Consider the following 18,546-nt stretch of genomic DNA (forward strand, 5'->3'; position numbering starts at 1 on the left):
GAACTTGTGTTTTCAACGGAGTAACTAAGCATAGTGACAGAAAAGACGACCTAAATTCTCAGTTATAAGAATACAGGTCGTCCTTTTGCGTTCTAACCATAGCTTCACTGGTGCTTTCTTACTTCATCAGCTTCAGTATTCTTTTTAAGTTTACAGTAAAGATCGCTATCGCGCCTTGGAGTTCCATGCCAACAAGACCCGAAGATGACGCTACGTCATACCCGTGCCTGTGTTTGAGCTCGCTGTTTCTCGCTTCAATCTTGTAGCGTTCTTTAGACTTGCCATCATTCTTTTCCCCAGTTGTGACGACAGCGGCTGTAATCATTCGTTCTTCCGTCATAGCTATATGGGTTTTATAGCCAAAGAACGAGGAATTCGCACTCTTATGCCCCACCATGGCATCCTGATCTTCAGAGATCCGCAAGTGCTCAAGATCATCTGTGATCGTTTCTTTGAGCAAATTTAGCGGTTCTTTTATCTTAGGCAACGCACAAATGCCACCTTTAGCTTCAATTACTCCGATCAGTCCCTGGCAGTATGCGATTTCGTCCTCCAGTACATCGTTCGTATTTTTAGTCGGGAGCTGGTCTTTCAGGGATTCATCGGCCTTGTAAACGGCCTTTCTCAGTTTCCGAGAACGATCCTGTAGAATTTCTCGCGGAGACCGCTGATTGTAACGAGCTTTTGTATGGGTCGAATCGACGATGATCGCTTGGCTTTGGATAATTCCCTTTTCGAGTGCGATTTCCACCGTCTTCTGAATCAACAGGTCGAGCAGGTTCAAGTTCTTTAGTCGCAGCTTTCGGAACTTGGTTAATGAGCTGGAATCCACCACAGGATCTTCCGGAGCCATACCCAGAAAGTATTTGAACGACATATCGTATTTGGACCTCTCGACGATGTCCTCATCAGACAATTGAAAGATTGTTTTGAGCAGCAAGTACTTAAACATTCGAATCGGGTCAATTGCATTTCTCCCGTTGTACAGGCAGTAATTCTCTTTTAGCTCCTCATACACAAAGGAAAAGTCAACGAGCTCATTGATTTGCCTCAGCATATTATTCTTGGGAACAACCAAGTTATAGAGTTCGAGATATGGACTTAAGACCAGCGTTTCTTGCCGTTGAATCATTTAGCTCACCTACGTCCTTTTGATACTTAAATTATACAAGAAAAAAGGTACGGCTTCTCACTTTTCTTGAGTAGCTGTACCTTTTCTGTATCTAAGAACTTTTTCAGTGGCCTCTCCCCAAGACGGGTAGTTTTTTGAAACTATTCAGTTTCACAGAGATCATGGACTTGAGGCCGTAGGAACAAGGATTGTAATAACATGAGCGCTTCCACAGGAACGGCAAGTTTTAGTATCTTTCTGCATTATAATAGATAGAGGCAAGGATTTGTTTCCGGTAAGCTTCATGCATTTAAAAAGTTTCGACTTAATATTTCGGCTGCAAAGTAGACCATAATGTCTGATCTTAACAAAGCGATTTGGAAGAACATGAAGAAGAAACCGTCTGGAAAACTCGGAAGCATCCAGAGTCATGACTTTGGACTTATTACTATCTTTATAATCCCTCCAAGCAAAACTGACCGATTGACCGTCAAACGCAAGAATTCTAGAGTTACTAATCGCGACTCTGTGAGTATAGCGTCCAAGATAACGAACAACATGACTCGGAGATTTAAACGGTTTCTTACAAAAGACAACCCAATTCTTGTTATATAAAGAGTCGACTAAAGAAAGGAAATTGCTTCTTAACGTAAGTTTAGCAGCCTCGTTAAAGAAAACTAGTTCCCCTATGTCATAGGCCTGTTTTAGAAGGTCAAGGAACTTACCTCTGAACTTTTTCGAAATAACTTTAACCGGAATAAAGAACTTTTTACGAGAACGGACGAAGCGAAGTCCATCCTTGGAAAGTCCTCCTCCAGGGACGATACAGTGCACATGAGGATGAAACGAGAGATTCTGTCCCCACGTATGGAGAACTGTGGTGGCTCCAATCGTCGCACCGAGAAATTTAGGGTCTTTAGCCAGTTCCATTAACGTATGTCCCGCTGATTGAATGAGGATGGAATAAAGAAGCTTTTGATTTTGTAAAACAAGGGTATTAAGTTCTTGAGGGATCGTAAAAACGGTGTGGAAGTAACCAACCGGTAAGAGTTTTGACATTTGAGCTTCAACCCATTCTTGCTGGGCGGAATGTTGGCATTTTGGACAATTTCTGTTACGGCAGGAATTGAAAGAAACATCCATCGTTCCACATTCCGTACAAACCTGGGCATGGGAACCCAATGCTGAGGTTCTACAAAGCCGAATCATATGAAAAGCTTTTGCCTGATCAGGCGAAAGTGATTTGAGCTTAACCTGTTTAAAAATATCCTGAAGTTCAGTCAAGCGAACCACGCCCATCAAGAGGACTTTTTACCGAGGAAATATGTTTCGTTGATAGGTGGAGGTAGATTGAGGTCGTTGCAATATTGCTATGCCCCATAAGGACTTGAATCGTGCGAAGGTCAGTATTATCTTCCAGAAGATGGGTTGCAAATGAGTGCCGAAGCGTATGAATCGTTACATGCTTTGTAATACCGGCCTTTTTCCTAGCATCCAGAAAAACCTTTTGAGGAGTTTTTGTGGACATGGGTTGACCTTCAATAGGACCCGGGAAAAGCAGGTCGGTGGGTCTGTAACGTTTCCAGTAAAGTCTGAGCATTTTGAGGTTTTCATGAGATAGAATCGTTAAACGATCCTTGTTACCCTTACCCTGATTAACTCGGATTACCATAGCCGATGAATCAATATCAGAAATACGTAGATTAAGCGTTTCGCTAATTCGTAGGCCCGAAGAATACGTCGTCAGTAGAATCGTTTTGTGCTTAAGATTATGCACCTGATCCGTGATGGACAAAATCTCATCTTTAGAAAGAACATGCGGGAGGGATTTAGGTCGTTTGGGACGGATAATAACGTCGTCAGGCCAATTGTAGCCGAGTACCTTATTGAAAAATAGTTGAAACGCGCTGCAAGAGATAGTAATACTACTGTAGCCAATTCCGGATTTAATACGGGCATGAAGATATTGTTTAAGCTCGTCGGGAGTGATTTGGTGGGCAGGCTTATTGGTGTGCTTTTCAAGAAGCCTTACATGGCCGAGATATTGATTCTGGGTATGTTGAGCATAGCCTCGAAGTTTCATTTCGAGGATCATCTTTTGAAGATGAGAGGAAAGAGCTTGGGAATTCTGAGACATAAAAATCATCCTTTCAATTTAATAGATTTAAACTGAAAAGATGATATCATGGAACTTAGTAATAGGGCCTCAAAAAGCCACCGCGCGGCGGTATAGTGCAACTTCTCTTATCGGACCCAAGCCTAAAACAATAGTACCATCTAAGAATTCACAGATGTCAGGACGGGTTCTTTGGCACCGTATTTCTTGCATTGAAATTTACATCTGAGTAGATAGGTTGAACCGTATTTCGTGAGACAGAGGATAATTTCATTTGCTCACTTGTTTGCTCAGTCGGCTTCAAGTAATCGTTTTGAGGTGGGGTGTCAAAAAGTGAATCATGCCCTAATTTAGCTGCTGAGAAAGTAGTAAGCAACCCATAAACGATGTTGCTGAAAACGTAAGAAAGGTTGCTAGCTGCATCTTTGGGCTTAACGCTATTCTTAGGGACAACATTTGGAATGACTGTAGCTATTGCACCAATGGAAATTCCAGCAAATATTCCTTTTGATATAAGTTTATCCCGACCATTTTTCGACATTTCACTGATTATATATTTGGCTCCTAAAATACTCACAGCAGAATTCATTATTACTCCAAGTAACTGTCCCCTCCAACTCTTCGATTCACTTTTTGAAACAAAAATTCCTGCTGAAGCCTCCCTATATGACCTCTTTGAGATACCTGCCATACCAGAGGGTATATCAACCAACATTAGTCCCGCTAAACCAATGAGCCCTGATACAATTGCTAGAGTGTTTCTATCTTTAATTTTTGCCAAGTCAATTCCTCCTCCAAACTATTTTATGTGTTAATTTTTTGATAAAATAAGCGAACTTAAACGTGGGTATTAAAGGGAAAAATGTTTCATCAATATGTTCGTTGATAAATAAATGTCTGTCTCAATTCCGATGGTATTTGGGCAACGAGTTTTCAAATACCGATTCAACAAAAAGACTGTGTTGGCAGTTTACGCCCGGGCAATATCAAGTGGATAGCTCCCCTGCTTAATTAAAGACAGGGGGCTATCGACTTGACGTAACCTTTAGCGATTTATGATGTTCATAGACGCAAAAAAAGCCACAAATAAGATCAGTGACTTAAAGCAGAAAATGATTCAGTAAAGTAATAGGAACATCATGAATCGAATGTTGTACTGAACCGTATGCCAAGCGATAATATGTGTCTATGGGAATTCTATCTTTTCTACTTGATTTATATATTTTCAAACAGATAATGTGCACGAATTTGCCCATTCAAAGTAAAGGATTTTAGCCTCAGTATTGATAATATCCTGAATCTAGTTAAATCTCAGCAAGAAAATAGCCACCGCGCAGCGGTTTAGTACAACGATGTATTACCGACACATGTCGGTAATACTCCCTATAGATGCAGCTCCGGGCCGTTAAGACCCGTCAGTAATAATGCCTTCTCGTATTCTTTGATTACTCGTTTAATTTCTTCTGCCTTTGGTGCAAGAGGCGGATGCAAAGCTCGGTGTCGTATTCATTTTGAAATAGAAACATTTAGACTCTCTACATCGATGAGGGTGGCGTGAACTATGGGTGCAAATAATTGGTTCATCAGGTGTTGATAAAGAAACATTCAGATATTCCTTAACTAATAAAACAGCCTCATTTAGTGCAGTCCTTACAAAGTTTTTGCAACAGCACGGACCTGTTTGGTCAGCGATAGCGTTAACTATTTTGCCTACGACCTTCATTGTTGTCGCTGTTTCTTGGTCTTTAGGGCAAGATGCATCTAAAACGACACTAAAACATGACCCAATCGCGGGAGAAATTCCACATACCCCTGTAAGTCCGCAATATCCTCCGATAGCTTGTCTTTTAGTGCGATTCATTGCTTCAACAATCTGTTCATCCGTAGCCTTAACTGTTCCTTCATTCCTGAGTGCTGTCATCAAAGCTCCTGATGCTATCCAGGCATTTTCACAACCAAGCATGGGAATGTTATCTTGGTTCATAAGATACTCGGCAATTTCGAAGGGATTATCTGATTTATTGGCTAAAACGTATTCTTTTACAGTCTTAAAAAGATCTTTTCCATGACATTCATCGCATACATAGTGTCCATTTGGGCAGGAGATATTGCCAATCTCTTTTTTGCCACATTGAACGCAAGTTAGTTCCCGTCCCGAATTGAAGTATTCTAATTGGCCTCCGCAGATTTGGCAGTTCTCAGTCTTAGATTCAGTGTGCTGACCAGCACTAGAATTAGATTCTCAACAACCCGATGTTGTGGTGTTCCCATTCTGATTCTTAATCTGGTCTGTCAATCTTACCCCTCCTCACATATTAGAGTTTCTAAACTTAGTGGATAGCGTATCTTTTTGGAAATGGCTTGGCCATTAAAACGCATAGACTTCGATAGAATTATACCCCCTATACCCCCTGCCCGTAAATAGTTTGCTTTATGGCTTTAATACGAATTATCCTACTTTCGTTCATTGGTCCTAAACCATATTCGTCTTCTTACACGAAGGTCCTATAAAGAACTTTATGACAATAGCACCAGCATGCTAATAAGAATGCTGGTGCTATTAAGGATACCAACCCTACTTCTAATTCTTCTTTGCTAATTAAATGACCTCAGTTGCAAATCTTACTCCCATATCAAATGCTTTTTGACAATCAATGGGGAATATTTCTGCTCTTCTCTTGAATTTTGCCTCAACATCACTTGCAGTTGCATCCACCCCTACTTTTTGCCACTTCAATATTTTTAGGAAAATACACCAGGGTTTATGGATTAGCGGAAGTTCAAAATCCTAGGGACGATTGCAAATTTACGCTTTCCAGATAAGTTTACAGCATATAAATAACCCCAGTTAAATCCTTTACTGCAAAATATAGAAAATGTCCTTACTTTCGATGATAGAGTTGTGAGCGCCTTCCTTGGCTATTCTGATCATGGCTCGCCCCAAAATTTCTGTCGTTGTAAAATACCTTAGTATTTTACTTGTTGTCAACCTTAACTTGACTGTACTAAGTATATAATTCCATCCAACCAAGTATTTTTGTAGAAAATTCTTCCATTGACTAAATACGAATGACAACTTACAATACCACAAAGGGTTGTCTGTTCTCGTGATGTATCCTTCCATCTTAGAGCATTGTATTTTCGGTAAATGAAAGGTGCTTCAAGTTTGGAGGTAATGACATTATGAAATTAACGCGAATTATGTTAACAATACTACTAATAACTAGCCTAATGACTACTACGGGAGCAAGGAGTGTACTAAATGGTGAAATGCATCAACCGATTACACCTGCTACAGCATATTCCACTCAACAAAATGCAAAAAACGTTAATACCGATTCGACTACAGCTAACCAGATAGACCTTAATAAATTGGCGGCCGAACGCAATGCTCAAATGGTATATTCCCAACAAGTATCGAGAGGTTACACTCCACAAAAAGAACTTATTGGTGAATTCAGATTAACCTTTTACAGCCCTAGCGCTGATGAGACGGACAACAGTCCTTTTATTACTGCTACTGGAGCCAGAGTAAAGCCAGGAATTACAGTAGCTGTCGACCCACGTTATTGGAAGCTAGGGACTAAGTTCTATATTGAGGGATATGGTTACGTGATAGCAGACGATACTGGTTCTAAGATAAAAGGCCCTCGTACAATGGATGTTTGTGTACAGACAAAGGGTGAAGCCCTTAAAAATGGTATACAGTACCGCGAGGTGTGGGTTGTAAAAGCATAATAGCGAACTATCTTTGGTTCGCTATTATCGCTGGTAACTCCAACGTCTTTATGGCGTGCTCAACTTCCAATTATAGCCCCCCATGTGGCCCCTTGTTCCACACCATCAAATGGATGAAAACGGGGGCATAAATGGCATACTTCTATTACGGCATAAGGTCGAAATGTCTTGGTACGTTTGAGCCCGATGTTATAGACTGATTAAGGCTTCCTGCTTGCACCACAAATTGTTGCCATGAGCACGTAGGGTAGATTAATGTAGATTAATACTTTACAGGAAGCCCTCTCGAATGGACATATTCCAGAAATAAATGAAAATACAAACGGGAAAATTGTGATACAGTTATTTGAGATAAACAAAATAATGGAGGCTTTCGCATCAACACGCGAAAGCCTCCTCTTACTTATTACTTTTATATTTGGCATCAATCGTTCGCTGCTGCCTATTAAACTTCTTCAAGAAATTTAACCTGGATCTTACCCTCTAGTAAGTCTTCAAACTTTTTGGCTGCTTCCTGAAAATAAGCTGAACTTCCATGGGCTTTGAAGGCCTCTTTGCCAGGTTTTACGTTTAAGGTTGCCAGTAACGTCAACAATTTCCAAACAACTCCTTTGTTTTTTCACTCGGAACGCTGTGTAATCGCCTTCGGTCAAGGCCATTAATTATGGTAAATCTTTAATAACTATATTCAATACCCAGGCAGCTTCTCCTTCAAGCGATTACTTCTCCCTGCCCCACACGGAAAAGGAGAGCTCCTTGCGCGGCTCCCCGAGAATCTGCTGCAGTTCCACACCGGTAACTGCTTGCTGGCATAATTCAGGTGTTTTTTGATTTGTTCCATATCTCTTCCCTCTTGAGCATCCTGTTTGAGGGCTTCTCTATCCATATAATACTCTTATCAAGGAACGCTTCTCTTCTCTAGGGAGGTTTACTGCCAAGTGGCCGCTGGACTTAACTCCTCTCGGAATGGGTCGTATTAATCGATAAATTTGTCTTGATAACAGGGGGCCATACTTTCAGCGTCTTCGCCATGTTTTCAACAATCTTACTCGCCGTTTCCCTGTAGTTTTCCTTCATCTCCGAATCCGTTCTGTCTAATACGGTGAGCATTTTCAGCAGTTCATCGTAGGCATTGATCATGTTATCGCGGTGAATGGTGAATTGTGCGTCGACCGTCATGCGGGAGGCTTTGGTTTCCACGTCTTCGAGCTTTTTTTCCAGTTCGGTAATTTTCCTGGCAGACGGGACCTCTTTTTTGGCCGCCTCCAGCTCCCTTTGTTTTAACGTGACTTTTTCCTGCTCGGCGGAGTATTTCGACTTGTAGTCTTTCACTTGCTGCTCCAGGCCTTTGGCCTGAGTGGTCAATTGGGCAAGTTCGCTGCTTTTCAAGTTCAGGTCTTTTTGGAGGTCCTTTTTTTCTTGAATGGCCTGCTCTCTGTCCTTGACAGCCTGCTGTAATTCCAATCTGGTCATGCTCTCAACATCATGCTCCGCGATAAACTCCTCCCGCTCATCCTCCGGGACCCCCAGGAGAATGAGCGCCTGGGTGTAGGTCAGATTCGTCACCGGTGACGAATCTGACTTGCCGTCACTGTCGGAGGAGGCAAGCAGTTTCGTCCCGTACTCTTCGCAGAGCTGCATTAACCTATCGGCCGTTCGCTGAGAGTAACTGACCGATTCCTTCAACCACTTGCCCCATTCTCCATAGGGAAGCAGGTCTTTAGCCTCCTTCAGGCGCCGACCGATCTCAATGGCGCTGGCAAGGAGGATTTTCCCGGCCTGGTGTCTGATGGTGTTTATTTCAGCCGCGATCACAAGCGGAGTACGTTCTGTGATCAAATCATTCATAATATTACCTGCCCTTTCTGTTACTTTATTCACAGAATATGGGGCCAGGCTTAGGCGTGTGACAAACTGTAACCTCCGGACAAGCAGGATCATAAAATAAACGGACGGGCTGATTTCAAAGCGGCCGGTCAATAGATCGGAAAGGATGTGAGACGATGGCGGTAAGTACGACTTCTTTAAATTCAACGCTGATTGTAAAATACCAGACCGGGACCACGCCCACCGGCGACCCGGAACTCAAGCAGAGAAGTCTAAATTACTTGAAGGCTGATACCACCGATCAGGATGTTTATGACGTGGCGGCAGCTTTATTCAGTCTGGGACAGCATCCGGTAACGAACGTGCTCCTGAGGAAAAATTTTGAACTACTCGATGAGTAACCCTCCGGAAAATTAGTAGCAAAAGAGGTGGTACTATGGCTGTAACGACGAATAGGGTGGTAAAGTTAATTTTTACGACTGCCGGCGGCAAAACGTTTTCCATCACCATCCCCAATCCGAGGGAAGACCTGGATAAGGCTCAGGCCGAGGCCGTTATGGACACGATCATTGAGAAGAATGTATTTCTTACGACCAGCGGCGAGCTAACCGGAAAGCGGGATGTTAAGGTTGTTGGAACCACGACTAACGACTTATACGACCCGCCGCAAGTTTAGGCGAAGCAAAAAAGAACGGCGGCCGCTTGGCCGCCACTTTTCGCCTAACTTGTGGCAAAACAAACTAAGCAGCTTGCCCAGGAAAGCAAGAATAATTGGAAATGTTTTTCGACAACCGCTTCTCAAGGACAAAAAGTTACAATGTGCTGCGTAACGAAACCAAACAAAGCATCAAATTGCTATCATTGCGGCTACACCTTCGAGCTGCGTCTTAATTTCAGTCCATTCAGCACCTAGATCAAGTGTTTTGACACTTATCTTATTACCACCCATCATGTAGTCGTTATCGGGAGTAATGTCTTCATCGGTCTTGACATATAAAAGCACACCACTTACGTTTCCGCTCCCATGGCAATCTTTGTTTTTAACATAGGTGAATATTTGATACAGATTGCCCGAGATAACGGTGGTACTGTCATACCTTGTATTCCTTTGCATGGTTTGCCCATAATATTTAGTGTCGATGATCAGTATCTTACTACCATTGGTTAGCATAATGTCTGATCTCATGACTGGCAGAAAATCAAGAATACCATCATCAACATTCCAGTCGATATAAGCTGCTCTGGCAGAATACTGCGGATACTCTCGTTTGAAATATCCGAGGACAAATTTCTCATACAACCTATGCATTTGCTGATCATCCAAATACTTAGCCATCTTATATTCGCCGTTCTCGGTTGTCATCAAAAGCCCTTTGATGACTAGCCAACAGATATTTATTAACAATTTATAGGTTGAGTTGTTACGATGATAGTTAAGAGCACTCCAATTGATATGAAAAGCATCGAGCATACTGACATTTTCAAAAAAGAGAAAAAGCTTGCGCAGAGCCTTACGATTTTCAGGTTTTACGTCCCCACATCGCATTAACAGATGCATGGTGGTCTTTAATATTTGGTTTAGCAATGTGTTTTCAGAGAACAAGTCATACTCACAGACCATGCGTCGTTTCAACATAGTCTGATGTTTAACAGAACCTGTGATGTCAATTTTGCCTCGTAAATTACCGAGAGTTTCTGTCTGCCCGACAAAGTCTCTATGCAAGCCACGCTTTATTTGATTAGAAACACCACGAATCAGAATCGCCGCCATTAAATCATGGACGTTTTCAAAGTCCTCGGATTTAACACTGCTGAATCCCTCTTCATTCAGTGTTTGATAGGCATAAGCCAGCATATAATAAACATTTTTCATCCTAATCATGTAATAGCACCACGTAATTTTTGAGACCAGTGTTCCACCTTCGATGGCTCGTCAAACCAGTATTCTTTGATCAGCGGTATAAGTTCATATTCCACTAAATCTGACAACCACGCCTCATTAATAACATCGACAGTACAAAAATAGCTATGTCCAACACAGAAACCACTACCAAGTGATGCATCGCTCGCTATGACACGATTCATCGCATCAACAATTCCTACTAAACTATCTAAATTTTTATTCGCTACTGTCGCCTGATAACGTTTAAAAACTACACTTCCAAAAGCCGGTTCAATTTCAAAAAAGGCAAAGCGACGACGAAGCGCATAGTCAATCATTGCAAGACTGCGATCCGCAGTATTCATCATGCCAATAATATAAACATTTTCCGGCACAGAAAATTGTTCGTCTGAATAGAGCAGACGTAATTCCTTGCCCCGTTTATCATTTTCAATCAACATTAATAACTCTCCGAAAATCCTACTGAGGTTTCCTCGGTTAATTTCATCGATGATGAAAAAATATTCTCGATCATCCGGTTCAGCCTCTTTGCAAAAATCGTAGAACGGGCCCTTAGTTAAAGAGAAACCACTTTCTGTTGGGCGATATCCCATAATAAAATCTTCGTAACTATAGCTTTGGTGGAATTGGATAACCATAACTCTGCTGGTATCCTTTTCACCCATGATGGAATAGGCTAATCTCTCTGCAGCATAGGTTTTGCCAACGCCCGGTGCTCCCTGCAGGATAATATTCTTCTTTTTTATAAGAAGATTTTTTAAGGTATTATAACGCTCCTCGGTCATGAATACCTCTGACAAAAAGTCTTCTGCGGTGTAATTTTCAAACGGAGACATAGCTTCGTCGTCAGAGATAAGTACATCATCTGTTGTCTCAGCGAACATATCCTCAAGTCGTTTATAGTAGTCAGTATACGGGGTAATATTCGTGAGGGTTTTCATTACGATTTGGCCTTCATGATCCCATTCGCCCTTATTTGTCCAATTTATGGTATGAATATGGCGATACTCTTCTCTCGATTCATCAAATATATAATCAGACGTTACAACGCCGCGGCCGATAATCTTCTTTATGCCTTTCTTGACGAAAATGACGTCGCCTATTTTCACTTCATTAACAAACTGCCACGTTGCGTGTCCAGCGTTTTTATAGGAGTATTCTTCGCCGTAAATGACTTTCATTTTTTCCTTCATGGATTCTTTGGTAGGGTATTGCTTCAAATCTCCCAATTCATCCCAGCCAATGCCCATAATACCTTTGTCATAGAATTCATTCCACATATTGGAGCCTTCACCTGGAGCATACATCCAATAAAACTTTTTGTCTGATCGATTTTTCATAGTAGTAGGATCTTGATTTACTTCACGACGCTCCTTAAGAATATTAACCCATTTGAAAAAGATCTCACTCGCTACCTCATCTGTCATTTCCACTTCCATACCTTTTGGAGTAAGTGCCCACACTCCTCTGATCGACCTATCAATCAACTCTTCATAGGCTAAATAATTTCTAGCCCAAGCAACCTCATTGTCAAATTTTTTACCACCTGTTTTTCCTCTTGTTTCAGTAACAACATCGCTATCCAAATTGAGGTCTCGGGCAATTTGATCGCGAGCCTTCTCGGGAGTTGCCGAACCACCTAATTCTCTTAAAGCATTAATTAGCGGTGAGAACCACTGAATAAAGCTCGCTTTTGATACCTTTACTTCGTCTATAGCTGTTCCAGCATACTCTTCCAAGAATTTAGAGTACAAAATCATGCCATTTGAGTAGGCTTTATTACCAGCTGATGTGTCAACATCTTCAAAATTAGGAGCCGAAATAATTTTATTGTACACCTGTGCAAATTCGGATGAAGAGCTGTAATAAAACAAATCCGTCTGTTCAATATCGTTCAATTTAAGCTTAATGGTGGCATTCTTGAGTGCATTAGAATACGCAGAAATAGTTCCTGATTTATATAGCTCGCCATTTGACTTTTTTTGCTTACTCATCCAGTTTTGGAATGCTGTCTTTAAATAGGCATTGCTCATCAACTTATCTCCAATTCAGGTTATTATATTTTTTATCTGCTTCATCTTGCTCAGCCAGTCTCTTTAACTCTTGGATCAAATCATCAATATGATCGTTCTTCAACGCTGGGCCTTATCTGTTTCTCACTATGAAATAGGACCCGATCCATATTATAAATCTCCTAAATCGTCCTCAACAAAACCACGCCCACCCTCAAATGATCATCATGCTTGATCACTACCCTTCTCTTCTGGTCTAGAATTATTAAGCAAAATAACCGGGCTTTCTTCTTCAGAATAATCGTATTCTCCTTGCTGCTGCGCTTCAACAAGAATATCAACAGCATTAGCTACTTTGGCGGCAAGTTTAAAATACATTTCCTTATAATCTGGCACGCAAAATACACCTCTCTGCAATTAGTGTTATATAACTAATTATGACACATAATATGTCTTAGTGCTATATCACTAACAAAACTTATTCTTCTTCTGTATGCTTTTATTAGTGATAACTCACTAGGAGGTGTATTCATGGATACGAGACAAGCAGTAGTGAACAGAATTGTTGAACTATGCAAAGAACGGAATATAACGCCCAATGCTTTGAGCTATCGTGCCGCCGTACCACAATCGACTATAAAAAGCATCCTAAATCATGAGAGCCTGAACCCTGGTATTGTAACCATTAAAAAGTTGTGTGATGGTTTAGAAATCTCTCTGGCGGACTTTTTTAATACGAATGTCTTTAGCAATTTAGAACAAGAACTAACATGAATATCCAATAATTCCAACACTCGGGAAATATACTCAAATCTCATTTTGGAGCTAAAAAGTAATGCATTAAGTAACATCATGCAGTCTGACTTTGTTATACGAGTATTGAAGAGGCAATAGAAACCTATGAAACCTGACATTATTAACAGCGATCAAGAAGTTGGCCACTTCAAAGGCTTATATTCACTATATTAAGAGCAAAACGATTAGAATCAGCATGAACGGTAAAGACCAGCTAGAAATAATGCATGCTAGATCTTAGTATTAACAGCAGAAATTTAAACCTTTGCAGTCTTCCTCAGCACAAACCCCGGCAAAGGCTCCTTCATCTTCCAGACAATACTAATTGGTGCTGAACCATAGTGGCTTTGAAAATCCGCAAATCCAAGACAGGTAAACGGAGCAAAAGCCCCCTCCTTCTTGTACTCCCTCACAAAAAATAACATATTCCCACCACTAGTTACTTGGTTAATATACCTCTGCCCAGTCAGAGATTCCACCGTCGTCCGTCTTTGCGACTGCCAATTGAAACAGCTCTTCGTTGATGGAATAATCCTGATACATGGTTGACGGATAATAGTCCTTTTCCGATTTGTTCAAGGTCACGAAAAATACATCCAGCTTTTTTTCAGCCAGGTAGAGGACTCCCTCTCGAAATGCGCTCTTCTTTTGTTCCGTATGTTTTCCCAGAGCCACCAAGATCTGATCAAAGGTTATAAGCACAATATAAATCCAGCGGAAATTCATCTCAAAACCCACTAACAGTTTATCAACAAAATTGATCTTAGAGAATTGGAAATCCAGCAAATCCATCAGTTCCTGGTAAAGCCGCTGATTCTTAATAGCCCAATATATCCCCTCTTCTATAGAAGCAAACCTATTGCCCAGATCACTCAGCCCCTTATCAGGAGAAGTGACTCCTGTTAAATCCTTCGAGTTAAAGGATTGGACGGAGACAAATAAATGATTAGATCTATCCGGCTATTCACAACCATGTCGCTCATAAAAGATTACATTATTTCTCTATCTCCCTACATATCACTTCCATCACATCTTTCTTTAAATCCTTAGCAAATTCCTCCTGGTATACTTTTACGCCCAGCCCCACCATGACCTTTGGCAAATCGTCTAGACTCTTTTTGAGAATCTTTATATCTTGAACCGAAAAGGGGAGATGAGCCGAATCGCTAAGCTTACGATAAGTCGAAACATTCATCCTCCCCGCCTGGAAATTAACCGAGAAGCGGGCCTGTATTCCCCACATCATTTGCAGCCCCGGCAAATCCAGATCACCGGAATAATAAACCATGCAATCAGGGTTTGAGTTAAGGCATCTGGTAATGAAAGCTAGCGCAGCACTACGGGATTGTCCCGATGTACATAAAAGCGCCGGGAATTTTTCCGGAATCTGTTCAAAGGATAAGCCATTAAGATCAAGAAATTGTACAATCTCATCCACTAAATAGGATAAAACTGATGGATTCTCAAAAGCATAGAGTACTGAATAAACCGGAAATTTCCCGTAAGACAATATTTCACTCAAATTTAATGTCCTTGGTGAAATACCTGAGGTAAAATGCGGAGCAAAAACATGGGAAAATGAGCTTATATCATCGTCCATAAGTCCAAAGTTCCGATAAATCTGCCTCTTTTGCATATACTCGGGAACAACCAGCATATCACTTGCTGTTTTTCGACCTGTCTTAATCATTTGATTATCAATATCATTCAGGGCGTACCATAACAATCTTCCAGCAGTCATTTTCCAATCAAACGCATGGGGGTCATTGGTTACATGATCTGCAAACATAGGAATTCTGACTCTATTCACACATACGCTTAATTCCTTAAACATAATCTCTCTACCGACAAACAAATGCCACAAGGCCTTTATGCATTTATAAAGATCTGAGCAGGCATCTTCACCATTACGTAAGGCGCTCTTTAGAACACGGTATCCAGAAGCTGATCCTTTTTTAAGCCTTTCAAACCAATTAAAGGTTTCTTGGCAAAATACTGTATTATCTAATGTGAAACCGTGTTCTCGCTCAAAGTCCAGACTCACTTGCTCAAAAAGATGAGTCCATGCGGCCTCCTTAAGTTGTTTCTGTTCCACCTTTGTCAATAATGGTTCATTATTTAGAACTTCATACAAATCAGGAATCGTCAGCTTGTAACCCTGTTGCAATTCCTCGGCAAAGATTTTCAAGGGCACGTGAAGCTCTGCACCCGGATGGATCAATCGCTGCACACGATTGCCAAAATAATTCTGCAATCGTTGGGCTTCAGCAGGTGAACTAGCTTTTATCTCAGCGTTGCCTCTTACTCCGCTTTGACCTTGATACTTTTTAAAAACCGCGTTTAACAAATTACTTAAAAGCGGATCTCCATAATATTGTCTTGCTGTTTTTCGGTAGGCAAGCTCCATAATCAACCTCTCTCATCAGTGCATCCCTATTTCTCAACCAACACTCGTCTTTCACCATTCCAGCGGTAATGAAACAAAGTAACCACGTCGATGTCCTTGGGCCTATAAATCTCATAGATGGCCAAGCTGGGTACAGTATCGTAACACCCCCAAAGCACCTGAGACGTCATGATATAGTCAAAGCCCATGTCCGTTAATAAATGAAACATATCCCGCATATTGACATCGTCCACACCGGCAAAAGCTTCATCTAAGGAAATAATCTTAGGCGCATCTGCACTGGCATCGCTATATCTGGAATAGCTAGCGGCAAATAAGGGAATATACATGGCCATCGCTTTTTCCCCGCCGCTCAGAACGTTGAACTTAGAGTCTGTCAGTTCTGTATAATTGGACTGGTCGCCTTTGCGATGTTCCAGTCTGAATTCAAACCAGGAGCGATAATCCAGCAATTGGTATATATGTCTGCGCAAAGTTCCCTGCTCCTCCTGGGCCTCTTGTTTGGCTCGCAATATTCTTGTCCGAAAATGGGAAATCACCCGTTCAATCTCTTCATCATCCATCCGGTCGGCATCCCGCATAAGCAATTCAATAAGGGTCTCCGTATCCAGCTCATCTTCAGTCTTGCGCTCCAACGGAACCCATTTCAGGGATAGTCTTAAGCCGCTGGAAGTATCCCGCCGTTTCATCAATTCGTCCATTTGTACTGCCCAATCCCTGGCCCGGTGGATGCGACTGCGAATGGCTTTACCGACACTTCCTATAATAATTTCCTCATATAATTCCCGGTCTCTTGCCGTCAGCAATATCCGCTGCTCATTTTCCAACTCTGTCAACTCGTCCAGCAGTTGCAAAGGAGGCAACGGATTCATCCGATCTCTCTTTGAAGTAATGATGACCCTGCCGGAGTCCAGGTATTCAATTTCTAATACATAGTCTTGCAAGTTTACTTTGGCCTTATTAAATTCATCATAAAGTTCACTCATTACCCGGTCTTTCTTGATATTGGCGAATAGTCCACTGTATTCCTTAGTAATTTGCTTGCAATATTGGCGAATAGCTTTCTCATCGTTCAACTGTCCATAGATTTCCTTCCATTGTGAAACCAAGGCCAATTGTAATTCGGTTTTCCACTGTTCGGTAGCTTTAACGAGAATGCTTTGACTTTCTTCCAGTTGTTTTTGATTCGAATCACGATCTGAAATGATGCCTCCCAATGTTCTTTCTTGTTTTCCCTTTTGGTCATGTAAATCCTCAATCGTCTTATTTAAAGAAACTTTCTCTTCTTTCCCCTCCATAATCTGTCGGTGAATATCTTCTATTCCCATTTCCGCAATCAGCTTTATAAGTTGACTGATTTGCGCAGCATTCTTTCCCTTCTGTTCCTCCAAATCATACTGCTCTGCCTTATCTTCTTCCACCGTGTGTTGCAAATCAGACTGCTGACTTCTTTGATTCCCCAAGTATTGTGCTGACTCTCGATAACGCATCCATAATGAACCTAATTCAGATATGTGACTTCTGTAATCTGTACAAAATTCGACGGCCTCATTAAGTTGTGATTCATTCTTCAACCTCGACCAGTCTGCTGTCTGCTCCGCTAATTTAATCTGTAAATCTCTCCAGAACGCTACCCTTTGCTTGTACCACGCTTCTACTTTTTGTTCTTGATTTATGATCTCATTTAAACGGTAAGATAATTTCTGTAAAACATCCAGCTGATCCTGAATCTCCTTATCGTCAGGGAAAGCCTCCAGCTCTTCTTGCATAACTTGTCGCTGCCGATTGAGTAAAGCAACCTCTGTTTCAACCTTTTCAATCTCTTTTGCCAACTTTTCTATTTCAACTTCGAGTTGAGCAATTGCTAATTGCTTCGTCCGTAGTCGGGTTTCTTTGCCTATATACTCCGCACGTGGCTTGGAACAGTTACTTCCTGCCAACGGTCCCAATTGATAATTTCCGTTGCCCATAATATGAGCTCTTGGTTGCTTTGCCTCGGAAGCCAAATGACATTCTGTCAAGGACCACCCGAAACAATTTAAAGCTTGGCGAATATCTTCTTCCGTCAGTCCACTATCCAAGGGCGGTGTAGGGTATAGTATGTCTGCCAGTGTCTCTCCTGGAACTGGGAATACCGGCTCAATCCAGATTTCTTCCTCTTGCTCTTGATCCAGCAGCCCTACCTTCCCCCCGGGAGAATCCAAGCATCCAACAGTCCGGCCTGCTCCAAGGTCTCTTCCAATTGGGCCTGCTCACTCTCGGTCAACGCTGCCTCAAATTCACAGGCGGAAAAAAGTGGTGCCCCGGTTCCTTGGCTTCTTTGCTGGCGTGAAGACGTTCTCCCTTCCGTCCGTGCTGGCTCGGGTTCTCTAGCCAAATTCCATTCTTCGAGCTCTTGCTCAAGGGTTTGGCGATCCGTCAGTAAGGACTGCTTTTGTTGCTCCAGTTGCAGCAATTGCTGCATAGAACGTTGTTTTTCTTGTTCATAAGTCAGTAAAGCAGGACGGCGAACTGGCTCATAAAGGCGGCTTTTTATCGATACCAGCGTTAACGCCTGCAACGCATCCCGCAGTTGTTCCCCATCAAGGGGCAACTGCTTTAAGCCTTGATGCCAACGCACTAAACTTTCTCTCATTT

General features: G+C 41.8%; 19 protein-coding genes. 4 read left to right on the top strand and 15 right to left on the bottom strand.

All coding sequences use genetic code 11. The annotated features are described in order from the left end of the window. Window positions 1-118: 118 nt before the first annotated feature. The 5 genes from VZF35_RS13125 to VZF35_RS13145 all read right to left on the bottom strand — a co-directional run bounded on the left by VZF35_RS13125 (window position 119) and on the right by VZF35_RS13145 (window position 5,511). Window positions 119-1,132 (bottom strand): transposase, encoded by a 1,014-nt coding sequence (locus VZF35_RS13125; RefSeq protein ID WP_407314218.1) that lies wholly within the window; start codon window positions 1,130-1,132, stop codon window positions 119-121. A gap of 159 nt (window positions 1,133-1,291) precedes the next feature. Next, window positions 1,292-2,404 carry an IS91 family transposase gene (locus VZF35_RS13130; RefSeq protein WP_407314220.1) on the bottom strand — a complete coding sequence of 371 codons (1,113 nt, stop codon included), beginning with the start codon at window positions 2,402-2,404 and terminating at the stop codon, window positions 1,292-1,294. Beyond that, window positions 2,388-3,248 (bottom strand): tyrosine-type recombinase/integrase, encoded by an 861-nt coding sequence (locus VZF35_RS13135; RefSeq protein ID WP_407314222.1) that lies wholly within the window; start codon window positions 3,246-3,248, stop codon window positions 2,388-2,390. Before VZF35_RS13135 ends, VZF35_RS13130 begins: the two co-directional genes overlap by 17 nt. A gap of 157 nt (window positions 3,249-3,405) precedes the next feature. After that, a complete protein-coding gene (locus VZF35_RS13140; protein ID WP_407314224.1) occupies window positions 3,406-4,008 on the bottom strand; it encodes a hypothetical protein in 603 nt (200 codons plus the stop codon). A 672-nt stretch (window positions 4,009-4,680) separates the two neighbouring features. Next, on the bottom strand, window positions 4,681-5,511 hold the full coding sequence (locus VZF35_RS13145) for a DUF5714 domain-containing protein (protein WP_407314616.1): 831 nt from the start codon (window positions 5,509-5,511) through the stop codon (window positions 4,681-4,683). Between the two features lie 899 nt (window positions 5,512-6,410). On the opposite strand from VZF35_RS13145, the gene VZF35_RS13150 reads away from it, so the two are divergent. Further along, the gene (locus tag VZF35_RS13150; protein ID WP_407314226.1) at window positions 6,411-6,965 is read left to right on the top strand and encodes a 3D domain-containing protein; all 555 of its coding nucleotides are present in this window, start codon (window positions 6,411-6,413) and stop codon (window positions 6,963-6,965) included. Between the two features lie 445 nt (window positions 6,966-7,410). Here VZF35_RS13150 and VZF35_RS13155 read toward each other — a convergent pair whose 3' ends face one another. After that, window positions 7,411-7,560 carry a hypothetical protein gene (locus VZF35_RS13155; RefSeq protein ID WP_407314228.1) on the bottom strand — a complete coding sequence of 50 codons (150 nt, stop codon included), beginning with the start codon at window positions 7,558-7,560 and terminating at the stop codon, window positions 7,411-7,413. Window positions 7,561-7,916: 356 nt separating this feature from the next. Further along, entirely contained in the window at window positions 7,917-8,813 is an 897-nt protein-coding gene (locus VZF35_RS13160; protein ID WP_407314230.1) for a DUF3102 domain-containing protein, read from the bottom strand. A gap of 155 nt (window positions 8,814-8,968) precedes the next feature. Here VZF35_RS13160 and VZF35_RS13165 point away from each other — a divergent pair, with 155 nt between their 5' ends. Together VZF35_RS13165 and VZF35_RS13170 are read left to right on the top strand one after the other, a co-directional pair. Then, window positions 8,969-9,193 carry a DUF1659 domain-containing protein gene (locus tag VZF35_RS13165; protein ID WP_407314232.1) on the top strand — a complete coding sequence of 75 codons (225 nt, stop codon included), beginning with the start codon at window positions 8,969-8,971 and terminating at the stop codon, window positions 9,191-9,193. Window positions 9,194-9,228: 35 nt separating this feature from the next. Next, a complete protein-coding gene (locus tag VZF35_RS13170) occupies window positions 9,229-9,468 on the top strand; it encodes a DUF2922 domain-containing protein (RefSeq protein ID WP_407314234.1) in 240 nt (79 codons plus the stop codon). A gap of 171 nt (window positions 9,469-9,639) precedes the next feature. Here VZF35_RS13170 and mcrC read toward each other — a convergent pair whose 3' ends face one another. The 3 genes from mcrC to VZF35_RS13185 all read right to left on the bottom strand — a co-directional run bounded on the left by mcrC (window position 9,640) and on the right by VZF35_RS13185 (window position 13,103). Continuing rightward, a complete protein-coding gene (gene mcrC / locus VZF35_RS13175; protein ID WP_407314236.1) occupies window positions 9,640-10,674 on the bottom strand; it encodes a 5-methylcytosine-specific restriction endonuclease system specificity protein McrC in 1,035 nt (344 codons plus the stop codon). After that, window positions 10,671-12,728: an AAA family ATPase gene (locus VZF35_RS13180; RefSeq protein WP_407314238.1), complete on the bottom strand. Its 2,058-nt coding sequence runs from the start codon at window positions 12,726-12,728 to the stop codon at window positions 10,671-10,673. The genes mcrC and VZF35_RS13180 overlap by 4 nt, the downstream gene beginning before the upstream one ends. Before the next feature lie 204 nt (window positions 12,729-12,932). After that, window positions 12,933-13,103, bottom strand: a complete 171-nt coding sequence (locus VZF35_RS13185; protein WP_407314240.1) for a hypothetical protein — start codon at window positions 13,101-13,103, stop codon at window positions 12,933-12,935. A gap of 135 nt (window positions 13,104-13,238) precedes the next feature. Here VZF35_RS13185 and VZF35_RS13190 point away from each other — a divergent pair, with 135 nt between their 5' ends. After that, complete coding sequence (locus VZF35_RS13190; protein ID WP_407314242.1) at window positions 13,239-13,481, top strand: helix-turn-helix transcriptional regulator; 243 nt, start codon at window positions 13,239-13,241, stop codon at window positions 13,479-13,481. Window positions 13,482-13,759: 278 nt separating this feature from the next. On the opposite strand, the gene VZF35_RS13195 is transcribed toward VZF35_RS13190, so the two are convergent. The 5 genes from VZF35_RS13195 to VZF35_RS13215 all read right to left on the bottom strand — a co-directional run bounded on the left by VZF35_RS13195 (window position 13,760) and on the right by VZF35_RS13215 (window position 18,544). Next, complete coding sequence (locus tag VZF35_RS13195) at window positions 13,760-13,981, bottom strand: hypothetical protein (protein ID WP_407314244.1); 222 nt, start codon at window positions 13,979-13,981, stop codon at window positions 13,760-13,762. After that, a complete protein-coding gene (locus tag VZF35_RS13200; protein WP_407314246.1) occupies window positions 13,950-14,294 on the bottom strand; it encodes a hypothetical protein in 345 nt (114 codons plus the stop codon). The genes VZF35_RS13195 and VZF35_RS13200 overlap by 32 nt, the downstream gene beginning before the upstream one ends. A gap of 202 nt (window positions 14,295-14,496) precedes the next feature. Further along, window positions 14,497-15,909 carry a TIGR02679 domain-containing protein gene (locus VZF35_RS13205; protein WP_407314248.1) on the bottom strand — a complete coding sequence of 471 codons (1,413 nt, stop codon included), beginning with the start codon at window positions 15,907-15,909 and terminating at the stop codon, window positions 14,497-14,499. 26 nt (window positions 15,910-15,935) lie between these two features. After that, window positions 15,936-18,113, bottom strand: coding sequence for an SbcC/MukB-like Walker B domain-containing protein (locus tag VZF35_RS13210; RefSeq protein WP_407314250.1), 2,178 nt, complete (start codon window positions 18,111-18,113; stop codon window positions 15,936-15,938). Continuing rightward, window positions 18,089-18,544, bottom strand: a complete 456-nt coding sequence (locus VZF35_RS13215; protein ID WP_407314252.1) for a hypothetical protein — start codon at window positions 18,542-18,544, stop codon at window positions 18,089-18,091. Before VZF35_RS13215 ends, VZF35_RS13210 begins: the two co-directional genes overlap by 25 nt. Between the last annotated feature and the right edge of the window lie 2 nt (window positions 18,545-18,546).

The organism is Desulfosporosinus paludis, assembly GCF_045689965.1.
Classification (GTDB): Bacteria; Bacillota; Desulfitobacteriia; order Desulfitobacteriales; family Desulfitobacteriaceae; genus Desulfosporosinus; species Desulfosporosinus paludis.